This window comes from Kitasatospora gansuensis, assembly GCF_014203705.1.
Taxonomy (GTDB): Bacteria; Actinomycetota; Actinomycetes; order Streptomycetales; family Streptomycetaceae; genus Kitasatospora; species Kitasatospora gansuensis.
The window spans coordinates 300,790-319,548 of record NZ_JACHJR010000001.1 but is presented as its reverse complement, the minus strand read 5'-3'; the positions used below and the strand labels follow the sequence as shown (position 1 = coordinate 319,548).

The window sequence follows — 18,759 nt, the reverse complement described above, 5'->3', positions numbered from 1 at the left end:
CACGCCGGGCGGGCGCCGCCGGGGCACGCACCTCGACGGCTTCTCCTCGGTCGCCGATGCGCTGCATCAGGCTCCCTCCTCGGCACCGCCGAGCCACGCACCCCAACACCGCCCACTATCCGACGTGACCCGAAAGAGAGGCCCTAGCCGATGATCACCTCCGTACTGGTCGCCAACCGGGGCGAGATCGCCCGCCGGGTCTTCCGGACCTGCCGGGACCTGGGCATCGCCACGGTGGCCGTGCACTCCGATCCGGATGCCGACGCCCCGCACGTCCGGGAAGCCGACACCGCCGTCCGGCTGCCGGGAGCCGCACCCGCCGAGACCTACCTGCGGGCCGACCTGCTGGTCGCCGCGGCGCTCGCAGCCGGGGCGGACGCGGTCCACCCGGGCTACGGATTCCTGTCCGAGAACGCCGAGTTCGCGGCGGCGGTGCAGGCCGCCGGGCTGACCTGGATCGGACCGCCCGCCGAGGCGATCGCCGCGATGGGATCGAAGACCGAGGCGAAACGGCTGATGGCGGCGGCCGGGGTGCCGGTGCTCTCGGTGCCGGCCGAACCGACCGCCGCCGACCTGCCGCTGCTGGTCAAGGCGGCAGCGGGTGGCGGCGGCCGGGGGATGCGGATCGTCCGCGAACTCGCCGAGCTGCCCGCCGCGTTGGCGGCTGCCAGGGCGGAGGCGGCGAGTGCCTTCGGTGCCGACGAGGTGTTCTGCGAGCCCTATCTGCCGGACGGACGGCACGTCGAGGTGCAGCTGCTGGCCGACGCCCACGGCACGGTCTGGGTGGTCGGTGACCGGGACTGCTCGCTCCAGCGCCGGCACCAGAAGGTGATCGAAGAGGCCCCGGCGCCCGGCCTGCCCGAGGCGCTGCGGGCCGAACTGCACCGGGCCGCGACCGCCGCCGCCCGGGCGATCGGCTACCGGGGCGCCGGGACGGCCGAGTTCCTGGTCACGCCCGAAGGCCGGTGCTGGTTCCTGGAGATGAACACCCGGCTCCAGGTCGAGCACCCGGTCACCGAGTGCGTCACCGGCCTCGACCTGGTCGCCCTCCAGCTCCGGATCGCCGAGGGCGAGGCCCTGCCCGCCGAGCCGCCGCCGACCCGGGGCCACGCGATCGAGGCCAGGCTGTACGCCGAGGACCCGGAACAGGACTGGCAGCCCCGGACCGGCACCCTGCACCTGCTCGAAGTGGCGGGTGTCTCGGTCGAGTTCGACACCGGGCAACGGGACACCGGTCTGCGGCTGGACTCCGGGGTGACCGACGGCACCGAGATCGGTCCGCACTACGACCCGATGCTCGCCAAGCTGATCGCCTGGGCACCCACCCGGGCCGCCGCTGCCCGGCTGCTGGCCACCGCGCTGAGCCGCGCGCGCATTCACGGCCCGGGCAGCAACCGGGCCCTGCTGGTCGCCGCACTGCGCCACCCCGCGTTCCTGGCAGGGGAGTTGCACACCGGATTCCTGGCGGAGCACGACCTCGGTGGCAAGGGCGAGAGCCTCGCGCTGCCCGCGCTCGCGGCCGCGCTCTCCGAGACGGGCGGCTCGCCGTTCCCACCGGGCTGGCGGAACCTGCCCTCGCAGCCGGAGATCAGGCGCTACCTGGCGGCCGACGGCACCGAGCACGAGGTGCGCCACCGCCTCACCCGGGACGGGCTCCAGGGTCATCCAGGTGTCGAACTGGTCGAGGCCAGGGCGGAGTTGGTCACCCTGCGGGTCGACGGCCGGACGCACACCTACCGGATCGCCCGGTACGGCAGCACCCTGCACCTGGACGGACCCACCGGCGCCGCCACCCTGACCGCACTGCCGCTCCTGCCCGAACCGCAGGCCGAACCCACCCCCGGCGCGCTGCTCGCACCCATGCCGGGCACCGTCACCCGGACGGCCGCCGCACCCGGCGACCACGTCACCGCCGGGCAGCCGCTGCTCTGGCTGGAGGCGATGAAGATGGAGCACCGGGTCAGCGCGCCGACCGACGGAGTGCTCACCGAACTGCGGGTGGCCGTCGGCCAACAGGTCGAGCCCGGCACCCTGCTGGCCGTCGTCCGGCCGCACGACTGAATCCCACCCAGGAACCCCGAACGCACGGAAGGGACCTTCGCCATGTCCGCACCGCTGCTCAACCCGGCCGAATCCGAGGAACACCAGGCCCTGCGCCGCGCCGTCGGCGACCTGGCCCGCCGTTACGGCCCGGAGTACTTCCGCCGCAAGGCCCGCGCGGGCGAGCCCGTCGACGAGCTCTGGGCCGAGGCCGGGAAGGCGGGCTACCTCGGGGTCAGCCTCCCCGTCGAGTACGGCGGCGGGGGTGCAGGCATCACCGAACTGTCCATCGTGCTGGAGGAGTTCGGAGCGGCCGGCTGCCCACTGCTGATGATGATCGTCTCGCCCGCGATCTGCGGCACGGTGATCGCCCGCTACGGCACCGAGCAGCAGAAGCAGACCTGGCTGCCCGGACTCGCCGACGGCAGCCGCCGGATGGCCTTCGGCATCACCGAGCCGGACGCGGGCTCCAACTCGCACCGGCTGACCACCACCGCCCGCCGGGACGGCCAGGACTGGCTGCTCACCGGCCGCAAGGTCTTCATCTCGGGCATCGACCACGCCGACGCGGTGCTCTTCGTGGCCCGCACCGAGGACGCCAGGACCGGGCGGCTGAAGCCCGTCCTGTTCGTCGTCCCGCGCGAGACGCCGGGCTTCGAGTACCGGGCCATCCCGATGGAACTGGTCACCGCCGAGAAGCAGTTCCAGGTCTTCCTGGACGACGTACGGCTGCCCGCCGAGGCCCTGGTCGGGGCGGAGGACGCCGGCTTGGAGCAGCTGTTCGCCGGACTCAACCCGGAACGGGTGATGACCGCCGCCTTCGCCCTGGGCCTGGCCCGCCAGGCGCTCGCCACCGCCACCGACTACGCCAGGACCCGGACCGTCTGGGATGCCCCGATCGGCGCCCACCAGGCGATCGCGCACCCGCTGGCCCAGTGCGCCATCGAGATCGAACTCGCCCGGCTGATGATGCTCAATGCGGCCCAACTCTACGACCAGGGCCACGACGTGGCCGCCGGCGAGGCCGCCAACATGGCCAAGTACGCGGCCGCTGAGGCCGCCTGCCACACCGTGGACCAGGCGGTGCACACCCTGGGCGGCAACGGCCTCACCCAGGAGTACGGACTGGCCGCCCTGCTCACCGCCACCCGGGTCAGCCGGATCGCCCCGGTCAGCCGGGAGATGATCCTGAACTACGTCGCCCAGCACACCCTGGGGCTGCCCCGGTCGTACTGACGGTCCGTCAGGACCGTTGCCACCAACGGCGCGGCGGCTCCCCGGCCTGCCACACCTGCAAGCGCGGGCCGGCCCGTACCGCCGTCCGGCCCGTACCGCCGTCCGGCCCGTACCGCCGTCCGGTCCGGACCGCCGGTCGGACGGCGGTTCCGGGCCTCAGGAGTTGGACTTGGTGAGCCGGTTGATGCTGATGGTCAGCGAGCTGAACGCACTCTGCGCCTCGCCCGCCTCGGAGAGGCTCGTGCCACCGGTCATGCCCGTGTCCTTGTTCTGCACGCAGTGCGTGGCGGTGGTCTCCACCCTGTCGAGCGCCGTCTCCCAGTAGCCCCGGGCGGTCTCGTCGGGCAGCTTCCGGTACGCCTTCGCCGCCTTCACGTGGTCGAGCACCTCCCGACAGTGGTCTGCGGTGCTGCTGCGGCTCTGCCCGGAGAGCGATAGCAGCGTGATGATGTCCTTGCCGATCACCAAGGTGTGCTCCTTTCCTCCGTCGGCGGCCCAGGTCTTGAAGGTGTTGTCCTCCCCATCGGAGCATCCGGCCAGCCCGAGGGACAGCAAGGCTGTGGTGGCCAGCACGAGCACTCCGCGCACGGTGGGACGGGGGTGGGTGTGGACGGGCATGAAGTACTTCCTTCGCCTCGAAGTCGGACCGACAGGGAACTGACACACTGTCAGTTCCCTGTGACGTCCGCACGGGCTTCGGTGGTTCGGGTACCCCGGACGGGCCGGCCGGGGGCTGCCGGAGGACAGCGGTAATTCCGTTGCTCCGCAAGGTCGCTGAACCCACACTGTGCCGGTGCTGATCAGACGAGAGACCCCCGCCGACGTGGCCGCCGTCCGGGCCGTGACCGCCGTCGCCTTCGCCCGGGCCGAGACCGTGGAGCCGATCGAGGTCGCGTTGCTCGACCAGCTCCGCTCCGGCCCCGCCTGGCTGCCCCCGCTGTCCATGGTCGCCACCGGCACCGACGGGGCGGTGGTCGGGCACGTGGTGTGCAGCCGGGCCCACGTGGACGGTGCGCCGGTGGTCGGGCTCGGCCCGATCAGTGTGCTGCCGGGGCACCAACGGCAGGGCGTGGGGCTGGCGTTGGTGCACGCGGTACTTGGTGGGGCGGATGCGCTCGGCGAGCCGCTGGTGGCGCTGCTGGGCAGCCCCGACTACTACGGCCGGTACGGCTTCCGGCCCAGTACCGAGTACGGCATCACCGCGCCGGACCCGACCTGGGGCCGGTTCTTCCAGGCCCGCCCGCTCGCGGCGTACCAGCCCTCGCTGCGCGGCGCCTTCGTCTACCCGCAGGCGTTCGACCTCGCCTGAGTGCCTGAGCCCTGTCGGCACTCTGTCCGCGCCGCCCGTCAGCCGCCACTCTAGGAGGGCCCGCTCCACCCAGCGCCCGCCAGGAGGCACCTATGGCGTTCCGTAGCGACTACCCCGACATCGAGCCGCTCGACCTGCCGATCCACGACGCGGTGCTCGGCGACTTCGCCGCGCACGCGGACGTACCGGCCCTGATCGACGGTCTCACCGGACAGTCCGTCAGTTACGCGCAGTTGGACGGCGCCAGCCGTCGCTGTGCGGCGGGCCTGGCCGAGGCCGGGGTGCGTAAGGGCGATCGGATCGCGCTGTTCAGCCCGAACACCGTCGCCTACCCGATCGCCTTCTACGGAGCCACCAGGGCGGGCGCCACCGTCACCACGGTCAGTTCGCTCAGCACGGCCGCCGAACTGGCCGGGCAGCTCCGCGACAGCGGGGCCCGTTGGATCATCACCATCTCGCTCTTCCTGCCGGTCGCCACCGAGGCCGCCAAGGCGCTGGCGGCCGAGGGCAGCCCGGTCGAGGAGATCTTCGTCTGCGACCAGGCCGAGGGCCACCGCTCGCTGGCCGACCTGCTGGCGTGTACCGGCCCCGAGCCCACCCCGGAGATCGACCCGGCCACCGACATCGCCGTCCTGCCGTACTCCAGCGGCACCACCGGCCTGCCCAAGGGCGTGATGCTCAGTCACCGCAACATCAGCAGCAACCTGCTGCAGACCGACGCGGTGCACGCCACCGGCGAGGGCGAACGCATCCTGGCGGTGCTCCCGTTCTTTCACATCTACGGGCTGACCTCACTGCTCAACCACCCGCTCCGGTCCGGCTCCACGGTGGTGGTGCTGCCGCGCTTCGACCTGGAGCAGTTCCTGCGAACCATCCAGGACCAGCGGATCGAGGGGGTGTTCGCCGCCCCGCCGATCGTGCTGGCGCTGGCCAAGCATCCGCTGGTGGACCAGTACGACCTCTCCTCGATCCGCTACGTGCTGAGCGCCGCCGCCCCGCTGGACGCCGAGCTGGCCGCGACCGCCGCCCGCAGGCTCGGGCTGGAGCGGATCCACCAGGGGTACGGGATGACCGAACTGTCGCCGGTCACCCACGTGGTGCCGCTGGACGACCCGAACCCGCCGGCCGGGACAGTCGGCCGGCTGGTCGCCTCCACCGAGCTGCGGGTCACCGCGCTGGACGGCTCGGGCGCCGACCTCGGCGTCGGCGAGCGCGGTGAACTCCTGTTCCGGGGACCGCAGGTGATGCGGGGTTACTTCGGCCGGAAGAGCGAGACCGACGCGATGATCGACCCGGACGGCTGGCTGCACACCGGGGACGTCGGCGTGGTGGACGAGCGGGGCTACCTGTTCGTGGTGGACCGGGTGAAGGAGCTCATCAAGTACAAGGGCTACCAGGTCGCGCCCGCCGAACTGGAGGCCCTGCTGCTCACTCACCCCGAGGTGGCCGACGCCGCCGTGATCGGGGTGACCGGGGCGGACGGCGAGGAACGGCCGAAGGCGTTCGTGGTCCGCACCCCCGGCAGCGGGCTGACGGAGCAACAGGTCGGCGACTTCGTGGCCGGCCAGGTGGCGCCGTACAAGAAGGTCAGGGCGGTCGAGTTCATCGACCAGGTGCCCAAGTCGGCGGCCGGGAAGATCCTCCGCCGTCAGCTGCGCGACCGTACCTGAGCGGCGCGGGGTCCCGCCGGTCTGGCAGGATCGGCGGGACCACGGACGGCAGCGGTACGGGGGCAGTACCGGCCGCAGGCAACGGAGGAGGGCCGGGATGACGACCCAAGCCGCTCGTACCCCGCAGCAGGACCGCAGCCGGGCCACCCGGCGCCGGCTGCTGGAGGCCGCCGTGGAGTGCCTGGCCGAGCTGGGCTGGAACGGCAGCACGGTCGCGGTGGTGGCCGAGCGGGCCGGGGTCACCCGGGGCGCGGCCCAGCACCACTTCCCGACCCGGGAGGACCTCTTCACCGCCGCCGTCGAGTACGTCACCGACGAGCGGCTGGCCGCCGTCCGGGCCGACACCGAGACCCTGCCGCCGCCGGGCGAGGCGCGCACCGAGGCGGTGGTGGAGCTGATCGTCCGGCTCTACACCGGGCCGCTGTTCCGGGCCGCGCTGCACCTGTGGGTCGCCGCGGCCACCGAGCAGGCGCTGCGCGAGCGGATCGTCGCGCTGGAGAACCACCTCGGCCGGGAGGCGCACCGGGCGGCGGTCGAGTTCCTCGGCGCCGACGAGTCGCACCCCGGCGCCCGGGAGACCGTGCAGGCGACCCTGGACCTCGCCCGGGGGCTCGGACTGGCCAATCTGCTCACCGACGACGGCCCGCGCCGGGCCCGAGTGGTGCGTCAGTGGGCCAGAACTCTGGACGCCGTGCTGATCACCTGAAAAGCTCAGCCGTCCCGACGGTGTACCCCACCTGACGGACCAGCAGTAGCCGCACTCTCCACCGCCGTGCAGTCTGGTGGAAGCCGATTCGCCCCGGCCACACCGGGGAAGGTATCTGACAGGTGATCCCCTGATCATGCAAGGCAGCGAGCGCAACGCAGCGGACGGCACCGGCCCACTGGCGGGTGCCGCTCCGCCGCGTCCGGAGGGGCACGGGTTGGCGGGTCACCGGCTGGAAGGGCACCGACTGGTCCCGCTGGCGACCGCCCTGGTCGAGGGCGACGGCCGGATCCTGCACTGGAGCGAGGACGCCGAGGCCCTCACCGGCTACCCGGCGGGGGAGGCGGTCGGCCGCTACGCCGCCCGGCTGCTGGTCCCCGAGGCGGACCGCCGGCGGGCCTTCGAGCTCTTCGAGCAGATCATGACGGGCAAGGGCTGGTCCGGGGTCTTCCCGATCCGGCACCGGGACGGCCAGGTGGTGGAACTGGAGTTCCACACCTACCCCATCGTCGGCCCGGGCGGCGAACGGCTGCTGCTGGCCACCGCCACCGACGTCGGCTCGCTGCGCCAGGTCGAGGGCGACCTCGCGGTGCTGGACGGGATCTTCACCCAGTCGCCGATCGGCATGGCGGTGTACGACACCGAGCTGCGCTACGTCCGGCTGAACGACGCGCTGGCCCGGATCAACGGCCTGACCGTGGCCGAGCACCTCGGACGGCGGATCAGCGCCATCCTGCCCGGCATCAACAGCGCGGAGATCGAGGCGGTGATGCGCCAGGTGCTGGCCACCGGCCAGCCCGTGGTGGACGCCCGCTCGCACGGCCGCACCCCCGGCGACCCGCGCCGGGAGCGCGCCTGGTCCGCCTCGTACTTCCGGCTGGAGGACTCCACCGGCCGGGTGCTCGGGGTGAGCTCCTCGATCATCGACGTGACCGAACGGTTCCAGGCCGAGGCCCGGGCCTCCCGGGCCCAGGAGCGGCTGGCCCTGCTGGCCGAGGCCACCGCCAGGATCGGCACCACGCTCGACCTGCAGCGCACCGCCGAGGAACTGGTCGAGGCGGTGATCCCGAGATTCGCCGACTTCGCCACGGTGGACCTGCTGGAGCCGGTGCTCCGAGGTGAGGAACCGTCATACCTCCAGCCGGACCGGGGCGTCATGCTGCGCGCGGTGGCGGTCGGCGAGGCGTACGAGTCGGGCATGACCATCGCGGCCGACGCGGTCGGGGCCACCTCGGAGTACGACTCGAAGCGGGTCTACACCGAGTGCCTGCGCAGCGGGCGCCCGCTGCTGCGGCCGCACGTGGACGAGCAGGTGCTGGCCGCGCTGGTGAACGAGCAGTCCCGGGTCGGGCCCGGCGTCAAGGCGGGCATCCACTCCTACCTGATGGTGCCGATCCTGGCCCGCGGCATGGTGCTCGGCGGCTCGGAGTTCGTCCGGATGCGCAACCCCGAGCCGTTCACCGCGGCCGACGTGGCGCTGGCCGAGGAACTGGTCGCCAGGACCGCGATCGCCCTCGACAACGCCCGGCTCTACCGGCGCGAGCGGGAGACCGCGCTCACCCTGCAGCGCAGCCTGCTGCCGCAGGAGATCCACCGCACCATCGGCCTGGAGATCGCCTACCGGTACCTGCCGAGCAGCGTGGTGAGCGAGGTCGGCGGGGACTGGTTCGACGTGGTGCCGCTGTCCTGCGGACGGGTCGCGCTGGTGGTCGGCGACGTGATGGGTCACGGCATCCGGGCCGCCGCGACGATGGGTCAACTGCGCACCGTGGCACGGACCCTGGCCACCCTGGACATGCCGCCGGACCAGGTGCTGACCCGGCTGGACGAGACCGCGATGGGCATCGGCGAGGGCCAGTTCGCCACCTGTATCTGCGCGGTCTACGACCCGGTGGACGGCACCTGCACGATCGCCTCGGCCGGCCACCTGCCGCCGGTCCGGGTCGCCCCGGACGGCACCTCCCGGGCGCTGGTACTGCCGCCGGGCGTCCCGCTCGGAGTGGGCGGCGTGACCTTCGAGAGCACCGAGTTCACCCTGCGCGAGGGCAGCCTGCTGGCCCTCTACACCGACGGCCTGGTGGAACGCCGGGGCGAGGACATCGACCACGGCATCGGCGTGCTGGCCCAGACCCTGGCCGGGCACGGCCGGACGCTGGAGGAGAGCTGCGACGCGGTGCTCGCCGCCCTGGTCCGGGACGGTACCGAGGACGACATCGCGATGATCATGGCCCGCGCACTCCCCATCCCCGCCGACCGGATCGCCACCCTGGAACTCGACGGCGAAGGCCCGGCCCCCAGCCGCGCCCGCCGCTTCACCCGCAAGACCCTGGAGGAGTGGGGGCTCACCGCTCTCTCCGACTTCGCCGAACTCCTGGTCAGCGAACTCGTCACGAACGCCCTGCTGCACGCCGACGCACCGCGCCGGCTGCGCCTGTTCCGCGACCGCACGCTCACCGTCGAGGTGGCCGACTCCGGCAACCAGGCCCCCCGCCTGCGGGCCTCCGCCGAGGAGGACGAGGGCGGCCGCGGCATGCACCTGGTGAGCGAACTGGCCCACCGCTGGGGCACCCGGCAGACCAAGGACGGCAAGGTGGTCTGGGCGGAGATGGAGCTCGACTACCGCTACCGGTGAGGCGGCGGCTGACGGGCGATCAGCTGTGAGTGGACCGTGCGGCCGGCCGCACGGTTCGTCACCGACGGCTTTCGGGCGTCAGCCGGTCACAGGTAGCCGAGACCGTGGCCGACGGCCAGCAGCCAGACGAGCAGGGCGCCCCAGATTCCGGGAGAGGGTTTCCCCGGTTCCTCGCCCCGACGGGAATCCCGAGCACGATGAAGTAATGCGGCTGATCCCTGGGCGATGTGGCGACCGGAAGGCGTGCCGTCCCCGATTCGCCGGTGGACCGGACGGCCCGAAAGGAGGGAAATCCGGCCGGGGCGGGCGCCGTGGATATATCGGTTGCCCGTGGGCGGCCGTGGCGGGTGCAATGATCTGATGGTTACTCAGATCCGCCCGCCACGGCGAGAAGAGATGGACGCCTACTACCGGGTGCTGCCCTACGTGAACGGGCTGCCGCAGTGGGAGCCGGCCGACGCCGCCTGGCACGGCGGGCCGGAGCCGTGGCCCCCGCAGCCCACCCCGGCGACCACCGAGCAGATCGAGGAGTGGGCGGAGACGGACGGCCGGAACGACCGGTTCCACCCGATCGCGGCCTTCGTCGACGGCGCGTGTGTCGGTGCGTCGGCCACCCTCTCGTTCGAGGTGACGGTCCCCGGCGGGGAGACGGTCAGGACCGCCGGTGTCACCTCCACCGCCGTCACCGCCACCCACCGCCGACGCGGCCACCTGCGCGGGATGATGCAAGCCATGTTCGACGCGGCCCTAAAACGGGGCGAGCCGTTGGCGATGCTCAGCGCGAGCGAGGGCAGCATCTACGGCCGGTACGGGTTCTCGCCCGCGACGTACCGGGCACGCTGGGAACTGGACCGCCACAAGGCCGCCCTCCTCCCGGCGGCGCCCGACCCGGGAGCACTGGAACTCGTCGACGCCGCGCAGGCGAAGCGGTTCTGGCCCGAGGTGCACGCGAAGGTGCGGGCCCGCCGCGTCGGCGAGCTCTCCCCTCTGCCCGGGCACTGGGACGAGCTGTCCGACGACGCGGACGGTACGCGGGGACCGCTGCGGTACCTGATGCACCGTGACGAGCACGGCGACGTGGACGGCCTGGCGAACTTCCGCCTGCCGTGGTCCCCGACCGCGGACACCGCGGGGACGCTCGTCGTCGATGCGCTGGAGGCGACCTGCCCGGCGGCCTACCGCGCCCTGTGGACCCTGCTGGTCGACTTCGACCTCACCAGGACGATCGTGGCACCCGGTCGCCCGCGCGACGAACCGCTGCGGTGGATGCTCGCGAACCCACGCGCGATGCGGATCACCCGCCAGTCGGACAACCTGTGGGCGCGCCTGCTCGACGTACCGCTGGCCCTGGCGCAGCGTGCGTACGACACGGCGGGCAGCTTGGTGTTCACCGTCGACGGCGACCTGATGTGCCCGGCGAACAACGGGACTTGGCTGCTCCGCGCGGACGGTGCCGAGGTCACGTGCGTTGCCACCGACCAGGCGGCGGACCTCACCGTCACGGTCCCGGCGCTCAGTTCGCTCTACTTCGGCGGCGGGTCGGCACACGACCTGGCGTACGCGGGCCACCTCACGCCGCACACCGACGGTGCGATCGGGCAGCTGGCGCGGATGTTCCGCACCGACCCCGAACCGCACAACTCCTTCGGTTTCTGACGATGGCCGCGCCGACGACGGCGTAGACCCGCTGCGCGTCCGTCATGTCGGTGGGGTGGCGCCGCTCACGCGTCGGGGTGCTCCGGCAGGGCGAGCCAGTCCGACCAGGAGATCTCGCGGCCGAGGAAGCGCGGCTGCTCGAACGGCCAGTCGGCGGCGATCCACCGCGGCACCAGCTCGTCGAGGGCCTGCTCGACCTTGCTGTCCACCAGCTCGTCCACCACCCACCAGGAGATCTCGCCGTCCGCGCCGGCCTTCTCCGGTGGGTCGATGTAGACGCAGCCGAGCAGAGCGGTCTCCGCCGCGTCGAGCAGCGCGTAGTTGAAGGACTGGTGTGCGGCGATCTCCTTCTCGTGCCGCAACAGGTCGGCCTGGTCGGCCTCGTAGGTCATGGTGGCCGCGGGCCAGCCCCAGGCCGGGCCGAAGATGGTCCACAGCCGCTCGCGCGAACCCATCACAGCCGGATAGTCGAGCGGGGTGTCCGCCTCCCGGATCGGCCGCAGGTGATGACCACCGCCCGGCAGCGGTACCAGGACGGGATGGACGAAGTTATCGGGGAGCCAGCTCATAGCGCCCGACCGTAGCAGCGCGCGGCCGCCCGGGCCCCTGGATTTTCCCCTGTCTGGACCGGCAGGCCCGGCGAGAGGCCGGACCTGACGGTCGGGCAGGTGCGGGCGGGTGAGCGTCACAGGCCCCGGATGGCTTCGCCCAGGTCGGTGCCGTAGGAGGACCAGCAGACGATGGAGCCGTCGGTGTCGAGGTCGCCCATGTACCAGTCGTCGTCGGACCGGACGAGGCAGAGGCCGTGGAAGGAGAGGATGAGGTCGGGCCGGAGCGGGGTGTAGTCCGGGTGGCCGTGCTCCTCGAGCACGACGAGGCGTTCGAGGGGCAGCAGTTCGGCCTCGGCGTCGCGTGATGCGGTGCGCACTCGCTCGATCGTCCAGCCGTCGGGCAGGCCGTCGTTCATCGCTGCGCCTCGAGGAAGGCCCGCAGGTGGGTTGTGAGGACGGCGGGCTGGTCCTCCGGGATGAGGGTGTAGCTGTCGGGGATCTCGACGAGTGTGGCCTGTGGCAGGAGTTCGGCCAGGCGGTGGGCGTGGGACACGGGCATGACGCGGTCCTCGGTGGCCCAGGCGATCAGGGTGGGGCGGTCGAAGGTGCGGAGGGCTTCGGTCCAGGCGAGGAGTTCGGGCTTGGGTGGGGTGCTGAGGACGTACTTGCGGAGGTCGCGGCGGATCTCGGGGGAGCTGATCAGGGGGCGGAACCAGGCGTCCATGATCTCGGGCGGGACCGGGCGTTTGGTCATCCAGCCCCAGGTCACCGGGAGTCGGCGGGCGGGCTTCAGGCGGAGCAGGTGGAAGGCGAGGGCCAGGCCGCCGGGGAGTCTGGCGGAGGTGACCAGGTTGCGGCCGGGGAGGCCGGGTGGGTAGTTGTCGAAGGCTTCGCAGGAGGTGAGGACGAGCCGGCCGATGCGGGTGGTGCGGCCGTCGGCGACCAGGCTCTGGGCGCCGCCCCAGTCGTTGAGCACCAGCGTGACGTCGTGCAGGTCGAGCCGGTCGAGGAACTCGGCCACCAGCCGGGCGACGCCGAGGATCGACAGGTCGGCGTCCGGGTGCATCGGCCGGCGGTGGCCGCCGAGCGGGAGGGTGGGGACGACGCAGCGGTAGTCGTCCCGGAGCCCGGCGACGACGTGGCGCCAGAGCGAACCGTCCATGGCGACGCCGTGCAGCAGGACGACGACCGGGCCGTCGCCGCCGGTGTCCTGGTAGTCGACGGTGCCCGCCGAGAGTTCCAGTTCGGGCATGGGAGGCCCCTCCTGCGTTCGTACCGATCGGGTGGTGCCGGGGTGTCGTGCGGTGCTCGACACCCCGGCACCGTAACCCACCTGACGGGTGGCCAGGTCGGCGGGGAGAGGTCAGTGGACCAGCTCGGACGGCTGTTCCGCTGACGCGTCGTCACCGGCCCGGCGGCGCAGCAGGTACCAGGAGAAGGCGGCGGCGGAGAGCAGCAGGGCCGCCGCGATGAAGGCGGCGATGTTCATGCCGTGGACGAAGGCGTCGCGGCTGGCGGTGAGGAGCTGGGCGCCGAGCTCGCCGGGCAGGGTGCCGGCGGCCTCGACCGCGTTGCCGATGGACTCCTCGGCCTGGGCGGCCACGGCCGGGTCGGTGCCGGCCGGGGCGACCAGGGTGGCGGCGTAGATGGCGGTGACCACCGAGCCGACCAGGGCGATGCCGAGGGCGGTGCCGAGTTCGTAGGCGGTCTCGGAGACGGCCGAGGCGGCACCGGCCTTGTCGGCGGGGGCGGCGGTGAGGACCAGGTCGGCGGAGAGGGTGTAGACGATGCCCTCGGCGGTGCCGACGGCCAGGAAGGAGCTGCCGAGCACCAGGTAGCTGCTGTCCTGCTGGACCCAGCCGAGCACCGCGATGCCCAGGCCCATCACCAGCAGGCCGCCGACCAGGGTGACCCGGGCGCCGGTGCGGCGGGCCAGCCGGGCGGTCAGCAGACCGCCGGCCACCGCGCCGACGAAGGCCGGGAGTTCGGCCAAGCCGGCGGTCAACGGGGAGTACCCGCGCACCAGTTGGAGGTACTGCGACATGAAGAAGATCACGCCGGACAGCCCGATCAGCGAGGCGAGCGAGCCGAGAACCGCCGCGGTGAACCGGGGGTCGGTGAACAGCCGGACGTCCAGCAGCGGGGTGGGCAGCCGGAGTTGGCGGCGGACGAAGACGGTCAGCGCGGTGGCGCCGAGCGCGAAGGCGACCGGCACCGGCCAGTGGCCGAGCCCGCCCGCGGCGGCTTCCTTGATCGCGTACACCACGCCGATCACACCGGTCATCGAGAGCAGCACGCTGAGCACGTCCCAGCGGCCCGGGTTCGGGTCCTTGGACTCCGGCAGCAGCCAGGCGCCGAGCACCAGCAGCAGGGCCAGGATCGGCAGGTTGAGCAGGAAGACCGAGCCCCACCAGAAGTGCTCCAGAAGGACGCCGCCGACCACCGGGCCGAGCGCGGCACCGGCGGTGGCGCCCGCGCCCCAGATGCCGATCGCGGTGGCCCGCTCCCGGGCGTCCGGGAAGAGGCTGCGGATCAGCGAGAGGGTGGACGGCATGATGGTGGCGCCCGCGACGCCAAGCAGGGCCCGGGCCAGGATCAGCCAGCCGGCGCTCGGCGCGTACGCGGCCAGCAGGGAGGCTGCCCCGAAGGCGCTGGAGCCGAGCAGCAGCAGCTTCTTGCGGCCGATCCGGTCGCTGAGCGCGCCCATGCTGACCAGCAGGCCGGCCAGCACGAAGGAGTAGCTGTCGCCGATCCAGAGCAGCTGGGTGCCGCTGGGGTGGAGGGTCTCGCTGATCGAGGGCAGGGCGAGGGAGAGGACGGTGGCGTCGAGCGCGACCAGGGTCACCGCCAGCACCAGGACGGCGAGGCCGACCCAGCGCTGCCTGGAGACGGGGCGGCCGAGGGTGGTGGTCATGACTGGTCAGGGCTCCTGAGGGCGCCGCCGAGGAAGAGTTCGGCGAGCGAGTAGGCACTGTCACGGGGGGCGAGGCGGCCGTCCTGGACGGCCCAGCCGACGCCGGCCACCAGGTCGAAGAAGGCTTCGCTGAGCCAGCCGGCCGAGAGTTCGATCCGGAACACGCCCTGCTGCTGGCCGCGGAGGAAGAGGGCGCGGACCCGTTCGTCCTGGATCTCCCAGAGCTCGTTGATCTCCGGGTCGTCGAAGAGCTGGTTCTCGCCGGCCAGGAAGGCGCAGAGCGCCGCGTCCGGGACGACCGCGTCGACCAGGCGGCGCAGCGCGGCCTGGGCGTCGCCGTCGTCGATCGCGGCGGTGTCCAGCGCGGTGGCGAACTTGCGCAGGCCGAGCGCGCCCACCTCACGGATCAGCGCCTCCCGGCCGGGAAATATCCGGTGCAGGGTGGCTCGGCTGATGCCGGCCGCCCGGGCGATCTCGTCCAGGTGGGCGGTGGGGCGGCGGGAGAGCACGCCGACGGCGGCTTCGAGGACGGAGTCACGGTCGGTGGCCATGAGTCGAGTGTAGATCAGATGAGACGTTCATGTCTCATCTGATTTTCGAAGGGCTCAGAAGAGAGCCCGGAGCCCGCCGGTGCGGGCGGGCCCCGGGCCCGAGGGTCAGGCGGTGACGGCGGGCCGGGGGTCGGCGGTGGCGGCGTGCTGCTCCTGCTCGGGGCGGCCCCGCCGGGGCAGCAGGAAGGTGCTGGCGAAGAAGGCCGCCAGCAGGCCGACCTGGACGAGCAGGGCGTGCTGGAATCCCCCGGTGAAGTCGCCGGTCTTCGCCGAGGCGAAGAAGACGGAGCCGAAGACGGCGACGCCGACCGAGCCGCCGATCGACTGCACGGCCGACAGGACGCCGGAGGCCGAGCCGATCTCGTGGTCGTCCACGGCGGCCAGCATGAAGCTGAACAGGGCGGCGATCACCAGGCCCGCCCCGATGCCGCACAGGGCCACGCCGGGGGTGACGTCCCAGACCGAGAACGAGGCCGGGTCGAGCCCGTCGAGTTCGAGCCAGAGCAGCGCCGCGCCGGCCAGCTGGACCAGCGGGCCGACCTGCAGCACCTTGCGCCCGATCCGGTCGGCGAGGAACGCGCCGCTGACGGCACCGCCGATCGCGGTCCCGACGGCCAGCGGCAGGTTGCCGAGACCGGCCTGACCCGCCGTGAACTGACGGTCGATCTGCAGGTAGAGGGTCAGCACGAGTTGGCTGCCGACCAGCCCGCTGAAGAACAGCGCGATGCCCCCGAGCCCGACGGTGAAGGCGGGCTTGCGCAGCAGGCCGGGTGTCACCAGCGGCGCGCGTCCGGCCGCGGCCGTGCGCCGCTGCTGCGCGGCGAACAGGGCGAAGCCGAGCAGGGATCCGGCCATCGACAACCAGGTCCACAGCGGCCAACCGTCCTCCTGACCCTGGTTCAGCGGCAGCACCAGCAGGGCGCAGGACGCGGCGACCAGCGCTGCGCCGACCAGATCGACGCGGACGGTACGGTCACCGGGCTTGCGGGGCACGACCTTCGCGGCGACGGCCAGGGCGGCGAGGCCGATGGGCAGGTTGACCAGGAAGACCGAGCGCCAGCCCAGACCGAAGAGGTCGGCCTCGATGAGGCCGCCGCCGAGAACGGGGCCGACGATCCCGCCGAGGCCCAGGACGGGGCCGAAGATCCCGAAGACCTTGGTGAGTTCGGGGCCGGAGAAGTTCTCCCGCAGCAGGCCGAGGCCCTGCGGGAGCAGCATCGCCCCGGCGGTGCCCTGGAGCAGTCGGAAGGTGATCAGCAGGCCGATGTCCGGTGCCAGCGCGCACAGCAGGGAGGTGGCGGTGAAGGCGCCCAGGCCGAGCAGGAACATCCGGCGGCGGCCGTACCGGTCGCCGAGCCGGCCACCGAGCACCAGCCCGGCGCCCAGGGTGAGGGCGTAGCCGCCGATCACCCACTGCAGACCGACGGAGCCGACCGAGAGGGACTCCTCCAGGGCGGGGCCCGCCACGTTCACGATCGAGGCGTCCAGCAGGTCCATGAGCTCCGCGACGAGCATCACGACCAGGATCAGCCACCGCCAGCGGTAGGGCTCGACGGTGGGGGACGGGCTGTCCATCCAGATACCTCCATGGTGAAGTAGTTTCATGGTGAAGATAAAATCAGGGTCGGTAGGTTGTCAAAGGCGAGTCGCGGACGCGGATCGCCCGGCAGGCAAGAAAGGGGCGTGTCTCCATGGGGGACGAAGGTGTCGCGGCGCAGCGCGAGCGGCTGATCGAGGGGATGCGGAGCTACGGCGGTCACTACGCCGAACTCGGCCGGCGCTTCGCCGCCTGGCTCGGTCTGCACTCCACCGACGCGGTCGCCGTACTGGAGATCGCGGCCGCCGAGGAGCGGGGCACCCCGCTGTCACCGGCCCGCCTCAGCGAACGCATCTCGCTCTCCTCGGGCGCCACCACCGCACTGCTGAACCGGCTCGAAGCCGCCGGGCACATCGTCCGCAGCCGGGAGCACACGGACCGGCGCGTCATCACCCTGCGCAGTGGCGCCCACATCCAGGAGCGGGCGGAGGAGTTCTTCGGCCCGCCCGCCCGTGAGCTGGACACCGCGATGGCGCAGTACCCGCCAGAGCTGCTGGCCCGGTTCGAGTCCTTCGTGGCTGACCTGAACGGGGCCTTGGAGAGCTACCTCGCCCGGCGTGACCCGCAAGAGAGGGCCTAGGGTCGTCCGCTGTGACCGAACCGACCAACGCCCCAGACCCGACCGCGACCGCCTACGACGCCGTCGCCGTCCAGTACGCCGACCTCGTGCGGAACGAGCTCGACGGGCTGCCGCTCGACCGCTCGGTGCTCGCGGCCTTCGCCGACCACGTCCGGGCCGACGGCGGCGGGCCGGTCGCCGAGCTCGGCTGCGGGCCCGGGCGGGTGACGGTGCATCTGCGAGATCTGGGGCTGGACGTCTTCGGGGTCGACCTGTCGCCGGTGATGATCGAGCTGGCCCGCCGGGAGCATCCCGGGCTGCGCTTCGAGGTCGGGACGATGGCCGCGCTGGAGTCGGCCGACGCCGAGCTGGCCGGCATCGTGTCCTGGTACTCCGTCATCCACACCGCGCCGGCGGAACTGCCGCCGTACTTCGCCGAGTTCCGGCGGGTGCTGGCCCCCGGCGGGTACCTGCTGCTGGCCTTCTTCGATGCCGAGGGCGGGCCGGTGGAGGCGTTCGACCACAAGGTGGCACCGGCCTGGCGGTGGCCGGTGGACGAGCTCGCGGGGCTGGCGCGCGCGAACGGGTTCGCCGAGGTCGGCCGGATGCTGCGGGAGCCCCGCGAGGGGGAGCGGCAGTTCCGGCGTGGTCATCTGCTGATGCGCAGTCAGCGGCCGTAGCAGGACGGCAGCGAGGCCGGGACGACCCGCGAAGGTCGTCCCGGGCTCGGCCGGGCGGGGTCAGCTCTGGTTGTAGAAGCCGGTCTCGTCGAGCGGGCGGTCGATCACCATCACCTCGACGTCGGCCGGGGTGAGCAGGAAGACCCGGCGGGCGATCCGCTCGATCCCGCCCTGGGTGCCGAAGACCAGGCCGGAGGCGAAGTCCACCATCCGCTTGGCCTCGGCGTCGGTCATCTCGGTCAGGTCCATCACCACCGGGACGGCCGCGCGGATGTGCTCGCCGACGGTGCGGGCCGCCTCGAAGCCGGTCGGCTTCAGGGAGACGATCTTTGCCGGGGCGGGGACGGCCACGGCCGACTCCTGGGTGGCCCACGAATCCTCGTAGACCGCGGCGGGGTAGTTGCCGGAGGGCATCAGCCACCCGTTGTGGTGCTCGTCGCGAAGTGCTCCCATTGCCGCGCCTCCCTGTCTCGTCCCGTACTCGTCCCCCCGGGTGACCACGTCAGCTGACGCGTCATCCATCCGTCGGAACTGTCCGAGTATCGCACTGATCACCGCTTCGGTGCCCGTTCGCGACCGCCGTGCGGGGCGTGGCTCACGGGAAAACCCGGATTTTCCGGGCATCTCCTGCGACGCCGCAGCTCGCCGTACGGTTCCG

17 protein-coding genes are annotated in these 18,759 nt (G+C 72.5%); 9 read left to right on the top strand and 8 right to left on the bottom strand.

Annotated features, from left to right (window positions below):
• Positions 1-150: 150 nt before the first annotated feature.
• On the top strand, positions 151-2,061 hold the full coding sequence (locus F4556_RS01565) for an ATP-binding protein (protein ID WP_184910978.1): 1,911 nt from the start codon (positions 151-153) through the stop codon (positions 2,059-2,061).
• Positions 2,062-2,103: 42 nt separating this feature from the next.
• On the top strand, positions 2,104-3,276 hold the full coding sequence (locus F4556_RS01560) for an acyl-CoA dehydrogenase family protein (RefSeq protein ID WP_184910975.1): 1,173 nt from the start codon (positions 2,104-2,106) through the stop codon (positions 3,274-3,276).
• Positions 3,277-3,432: 156 nt separating this feature from the next.
• Here F4556_RS01560 and F4556_RS01555 read toward each other — a convergent pair whose 3' ends face one another.
• On the bottom strand, positions 3,433-3,894 hold the full coding sequence (locus F4556_RS01555; protein WP_184910973.1) for a hypothetical protein: 462 nt from the start codon (positions 3,892-3,894) through the stop codon (positions 3,433-3,435).
• 175 nt (positions 3,895-4,069) lie between these two features.
• Here F4556_RS01555 and F4556_RS01550 point away from each other — a divergent pair, with 175 nt between their 5' ends.
• From F4556_RS01550 to F4556_RS01530, 5 genes are all read left to right on the top strand, one after another.
• Complete coding sequence (locus tag F4556_RS01550; protein WP_184910971.1) at positions 4,070-4,585, top strand: GNAT family N-acetyltransferase; 516 nt, start codon at positions 4,070-4,072, stop codon at positions 4,583-4,585.
• A gap of 92 nt (positions 4,586-4,677) precedes the next feature.
• Positions 4,678-6,255 (top strand): 4-coumarate--CoA ligase family protein, encoded by a 1,578-nt coding sequence (locus F4556_RS01545; RefSeq protein WP_184910969.1) that lies wholly within the window; start codon positions 4,678-4,680, stop codon positions 6,253-6,255.
• A gap of 97 nt (positions 6,256-6,352) precedes the next feature.
• Positions 6,353-6,961 (top strand): TetR/AcrR family transcriptional regulator, encoded by a 609-nt coding sequence (locus F4556_RS01540; protein WP_184910967.1) that lies wholly within the window; start codon positions 6,353-6,355, stop codon positions 6,959-6,961.
• A 136-nt stretch (positions 6,962-7,097) separates the two neighbouring features.
• Positions 7,098-9,593 carry a SpoIIE family protein phosphatase gene (locus tag F4556_RS01535; protein WP_184910965.1) on the top strand — a complete coding sequence of 832 codons (2,496 nt, stop codon included), beginning with the start codon at positions 7,098-7,100 and terminating at the stop codon, positions 9,591-9,593.
• 360 nt (positions 9,594-9,953) lie between these two features.
• The gene (locus F4556_RS01530) at positions 9,954-11,249 is read left to right on the top strand and encodes a GNAT family N-acetyltransferase (RefSeq protein ID WP_184910963.1); all 1,296 of its coding nucleotides are present in this window, start codon (positions 9,954-9,956) and stop codon (positions 11,247-11,249) included.
• Between the two features lie 65 nt (positions 11,250-11,314).
• Here the strand turns inward: F4556_RS01530 and F4556_RS01525 are convergent, their stop codons facing one another.
• The 6 genes from F4556_RS01525 to F4556_RS01500 all read right to left on the bottom strand — a co-directional run bounded on the left by F4556_RS01525 (position 11,315) and on the right by F4556_RS01500 (position 16,840).
• Positions 11,315-11,818, bottom strand: coding sequence for a GNAT family N-acetyltransferase (locus F4556_RS01525; protein WP_184910961.1), 504 nt, complete (start codon positions 11,816-11,818; stop codon positions 11,315-11,317).
• A gap of 116 nt (positions 11,819-11,934) precedes the next feature.
• Complete coding sequence (locus tag F4556_RS01520) at positions 11,935-12,216, bottom strand: hypothetical protein (RefSeq protein ID WP_184910959.1); 282 nt, start codon at positions 12,214-12,216, stop codon at positions 11,935-11,937.
• Positions 12,213-13,052 (bottom strand): alpha/beta fold hydrolase, encoded by an 840-nt coding sequence (locus F4556_RS01515; RefSeq protein WP_184910957.1) that lies wholly within the window; start codon positions 13,050-13,052, stop codon positions 12,213-12,215. Before F4556_RS01515 ends, F4556_RS01520 begins: the two co-directional genes overlap by 4 nt.
• A gap of 111 nt (positions 13,053-13,163) precedes the next feature.
• On the bottom strand, positions 13,164-14,714 hold the full coding sequence (locus tag F4556_RS01510) for an MFS transporter (RefSeq protein ID WP_184910955.1): 1,551 nt from the start codon (positions 14,712-14,714) through the stop codon (positions 13,164-13,166).
• The gene (locus F4556_RS01505) at positions 14,711-15,265 is read right to left on the bottom strand and encodes a TetR/AcrR family transcriptional regulator (RefSeq protein ID WP_184910954.1); all 555 of its coding nucleotides are present in this window, start codon (positions 15,263-15,265) and stop codon (positions 14,711-14,713) included. The genes F4556_RS01510 and F4556_RS01505 overlap by 4 nt, the downstream gene beginning before the upstream one ends.
• Before the next feature lie 105 nt (positions 15,266-15,370).
• Entirely contained in the window at positions 15,371-16,840 is a 1,470-nt protein-coding gene (locus F4556_RS01500) for an MFS transporter (protein ID WP_184910953.1), read from the bottom strand.
• Between the two features lie 116 nt (positions 16,841-16,956).
• Here F4556_RS01500 and F4556_RS01495 point away from each other — a divergent pair, with 116 nt between their 5' ends.
• Together F4556_RS01495 and F4556_RS01490 are read left to right on the top strand one after the other, a co-directional pair.
• Positions 16,957-17,442 (top strand): MarR family winged helix-turn-helix transcriptional regulator, encoded by a 486-nt coding sequence (locus tag F4556_RS01495; RefSeq protein ID WP_184910952.1) that lies wholly within the window; start codon positions 16,957-16,959, stop codon positions 17,440-17,442.
• Between the two features lie 11 nt (positions 17,443-17,453).
• Positions 17,454-18,101 (top strand): class I SAM-dependent DNA methyltransferase, encoded by a 648-nt coding sequence (locus tag F4556_RS01490; RefSeq protein ID WP_184910951.1) that lies wholly within the window; start codon positions 17,454-17,456, stop codon positions 18,099-18,101.
• Positions 18,102-18,161: 60 nt separating this feature from the next.
• Here F4556_RS01490 and F4556_RS01485 read toward each other — a convergent pair whose 3' ends face one another.
• Positions 18,162-18,554 carry a cell division protein SepF gene (locus F4556_RS01485; RefSeq protein WP_184910950.1) on the bottom strand — a complete coding sequence of 131 codons (393 nt, stop codon included), beginning with the start codon at positions 18,552-18,554 and terminating at the stop codon, positions 18,162-18,164.
• Positions 18,555-18,759: the final 205 nt, after the last annotated feature.

Coding starts and splice junctions, on each gene's coding strand:
- F4556_RS01485 (WP_184910950.1), bottom strand. CDS start 18,554: ATGGGAGCACTTCGCGACGAGCACCACAACGGGTGGCTGATGCCCTCC.
- F4556_RS01545 (WP_184910969.1), top strand. CDS start 4,678: ATGGCGTTCCGTAGCGACTACCCCGACATCGAGCCGCTCGACCTGCCG.
- F4556_RS01560 (WP_184910975.1), top strand. CDS start 2,104: ATGTCCGCACCGCTGCTCAACCCGGCCGAATCCGAGGAACACCAGGCC.
- F4556_RS01520 (WP_184910959.1), bottom strand. CDS start 12,216: ATGAACGACGGCCTGCCCGACGGCTGGACGATCGAGCGAGTGCGCACC.
- F4556_RS01500 (WP_184910953.1), bottom strand. CDS start 16,840: ATGGACAGCCCGTCCCCCACCGTCGAGCCCTACCGCTGGCGGTGGCTG.
- F4556_RS01555 (WP_184910973.1), bottom strand. CDS start 3,894: ATGCCCGTCCACACCCACCCCCGTCCCACCGTGCGCGGAGTGCTCGTG.
- F4556_RS01535 (WP_184910965.1), top strand. CDS start 7,098: ATGCAAGGCAGCGAGCGCAACGCAGCGGACGGCACCGGCCCACTGGCG.
- F4556_RS01530 (WP_184910963.1), top strand. CDS start 9,954: ATGGTTACTCAGATCCGCCCGCCACGGCGAGAAGAGATGGACGCCTAC.
- F4556_RS01565 (WP_184910978.1), top strand. CDS start 151: ATGATCACCTCCGTACTGGTCGCCAACCGGGGCGAGATCGCCCGCCGG.
- F4556_RS01510 (WP_184910955.1), bottom strand. CDS start 14,714: ATGACCACCACCCTCGGCCGCCCCGTCTCCAGGCAGCGCTGGGTCGGC.
- F4556_RS01525 (WP_184910961.1), bottom strand. CDS start 11,818: ATGAGCTGGCTCCCCGATAACTTCGTCCATCCCGTCCTGGTACCGCTG.
- F4556_RS01495 (WP_184910952.1), top strand. CDS start 16,957: ATGGGGGACGAAGGTGTCGCGGCGCAGCGCGAGCGGCTGATCGAGGGG.
- F4556_RS01515 (WP_184910957.1), bottom strand. CDS start 13,052: ATGCCCGAACTGGAACTCTCGGCGGGCACCGTCGACTACCAGGACACC.
- F4556_RS01505 (WP_184910954.1), bottom strand. CDS start 15,265: ATGGCCACCGACCGTGACTCCGTCCTCGAAGCCGCCGTCGGCGTGCTC.
- F4556_RS01540 (WP_184910967.1), top strand. CDS start 6,353: ATGACGACCCAAGCCGCTCGTACCCCGCAGCAGGACCGCAGCCGGGCC.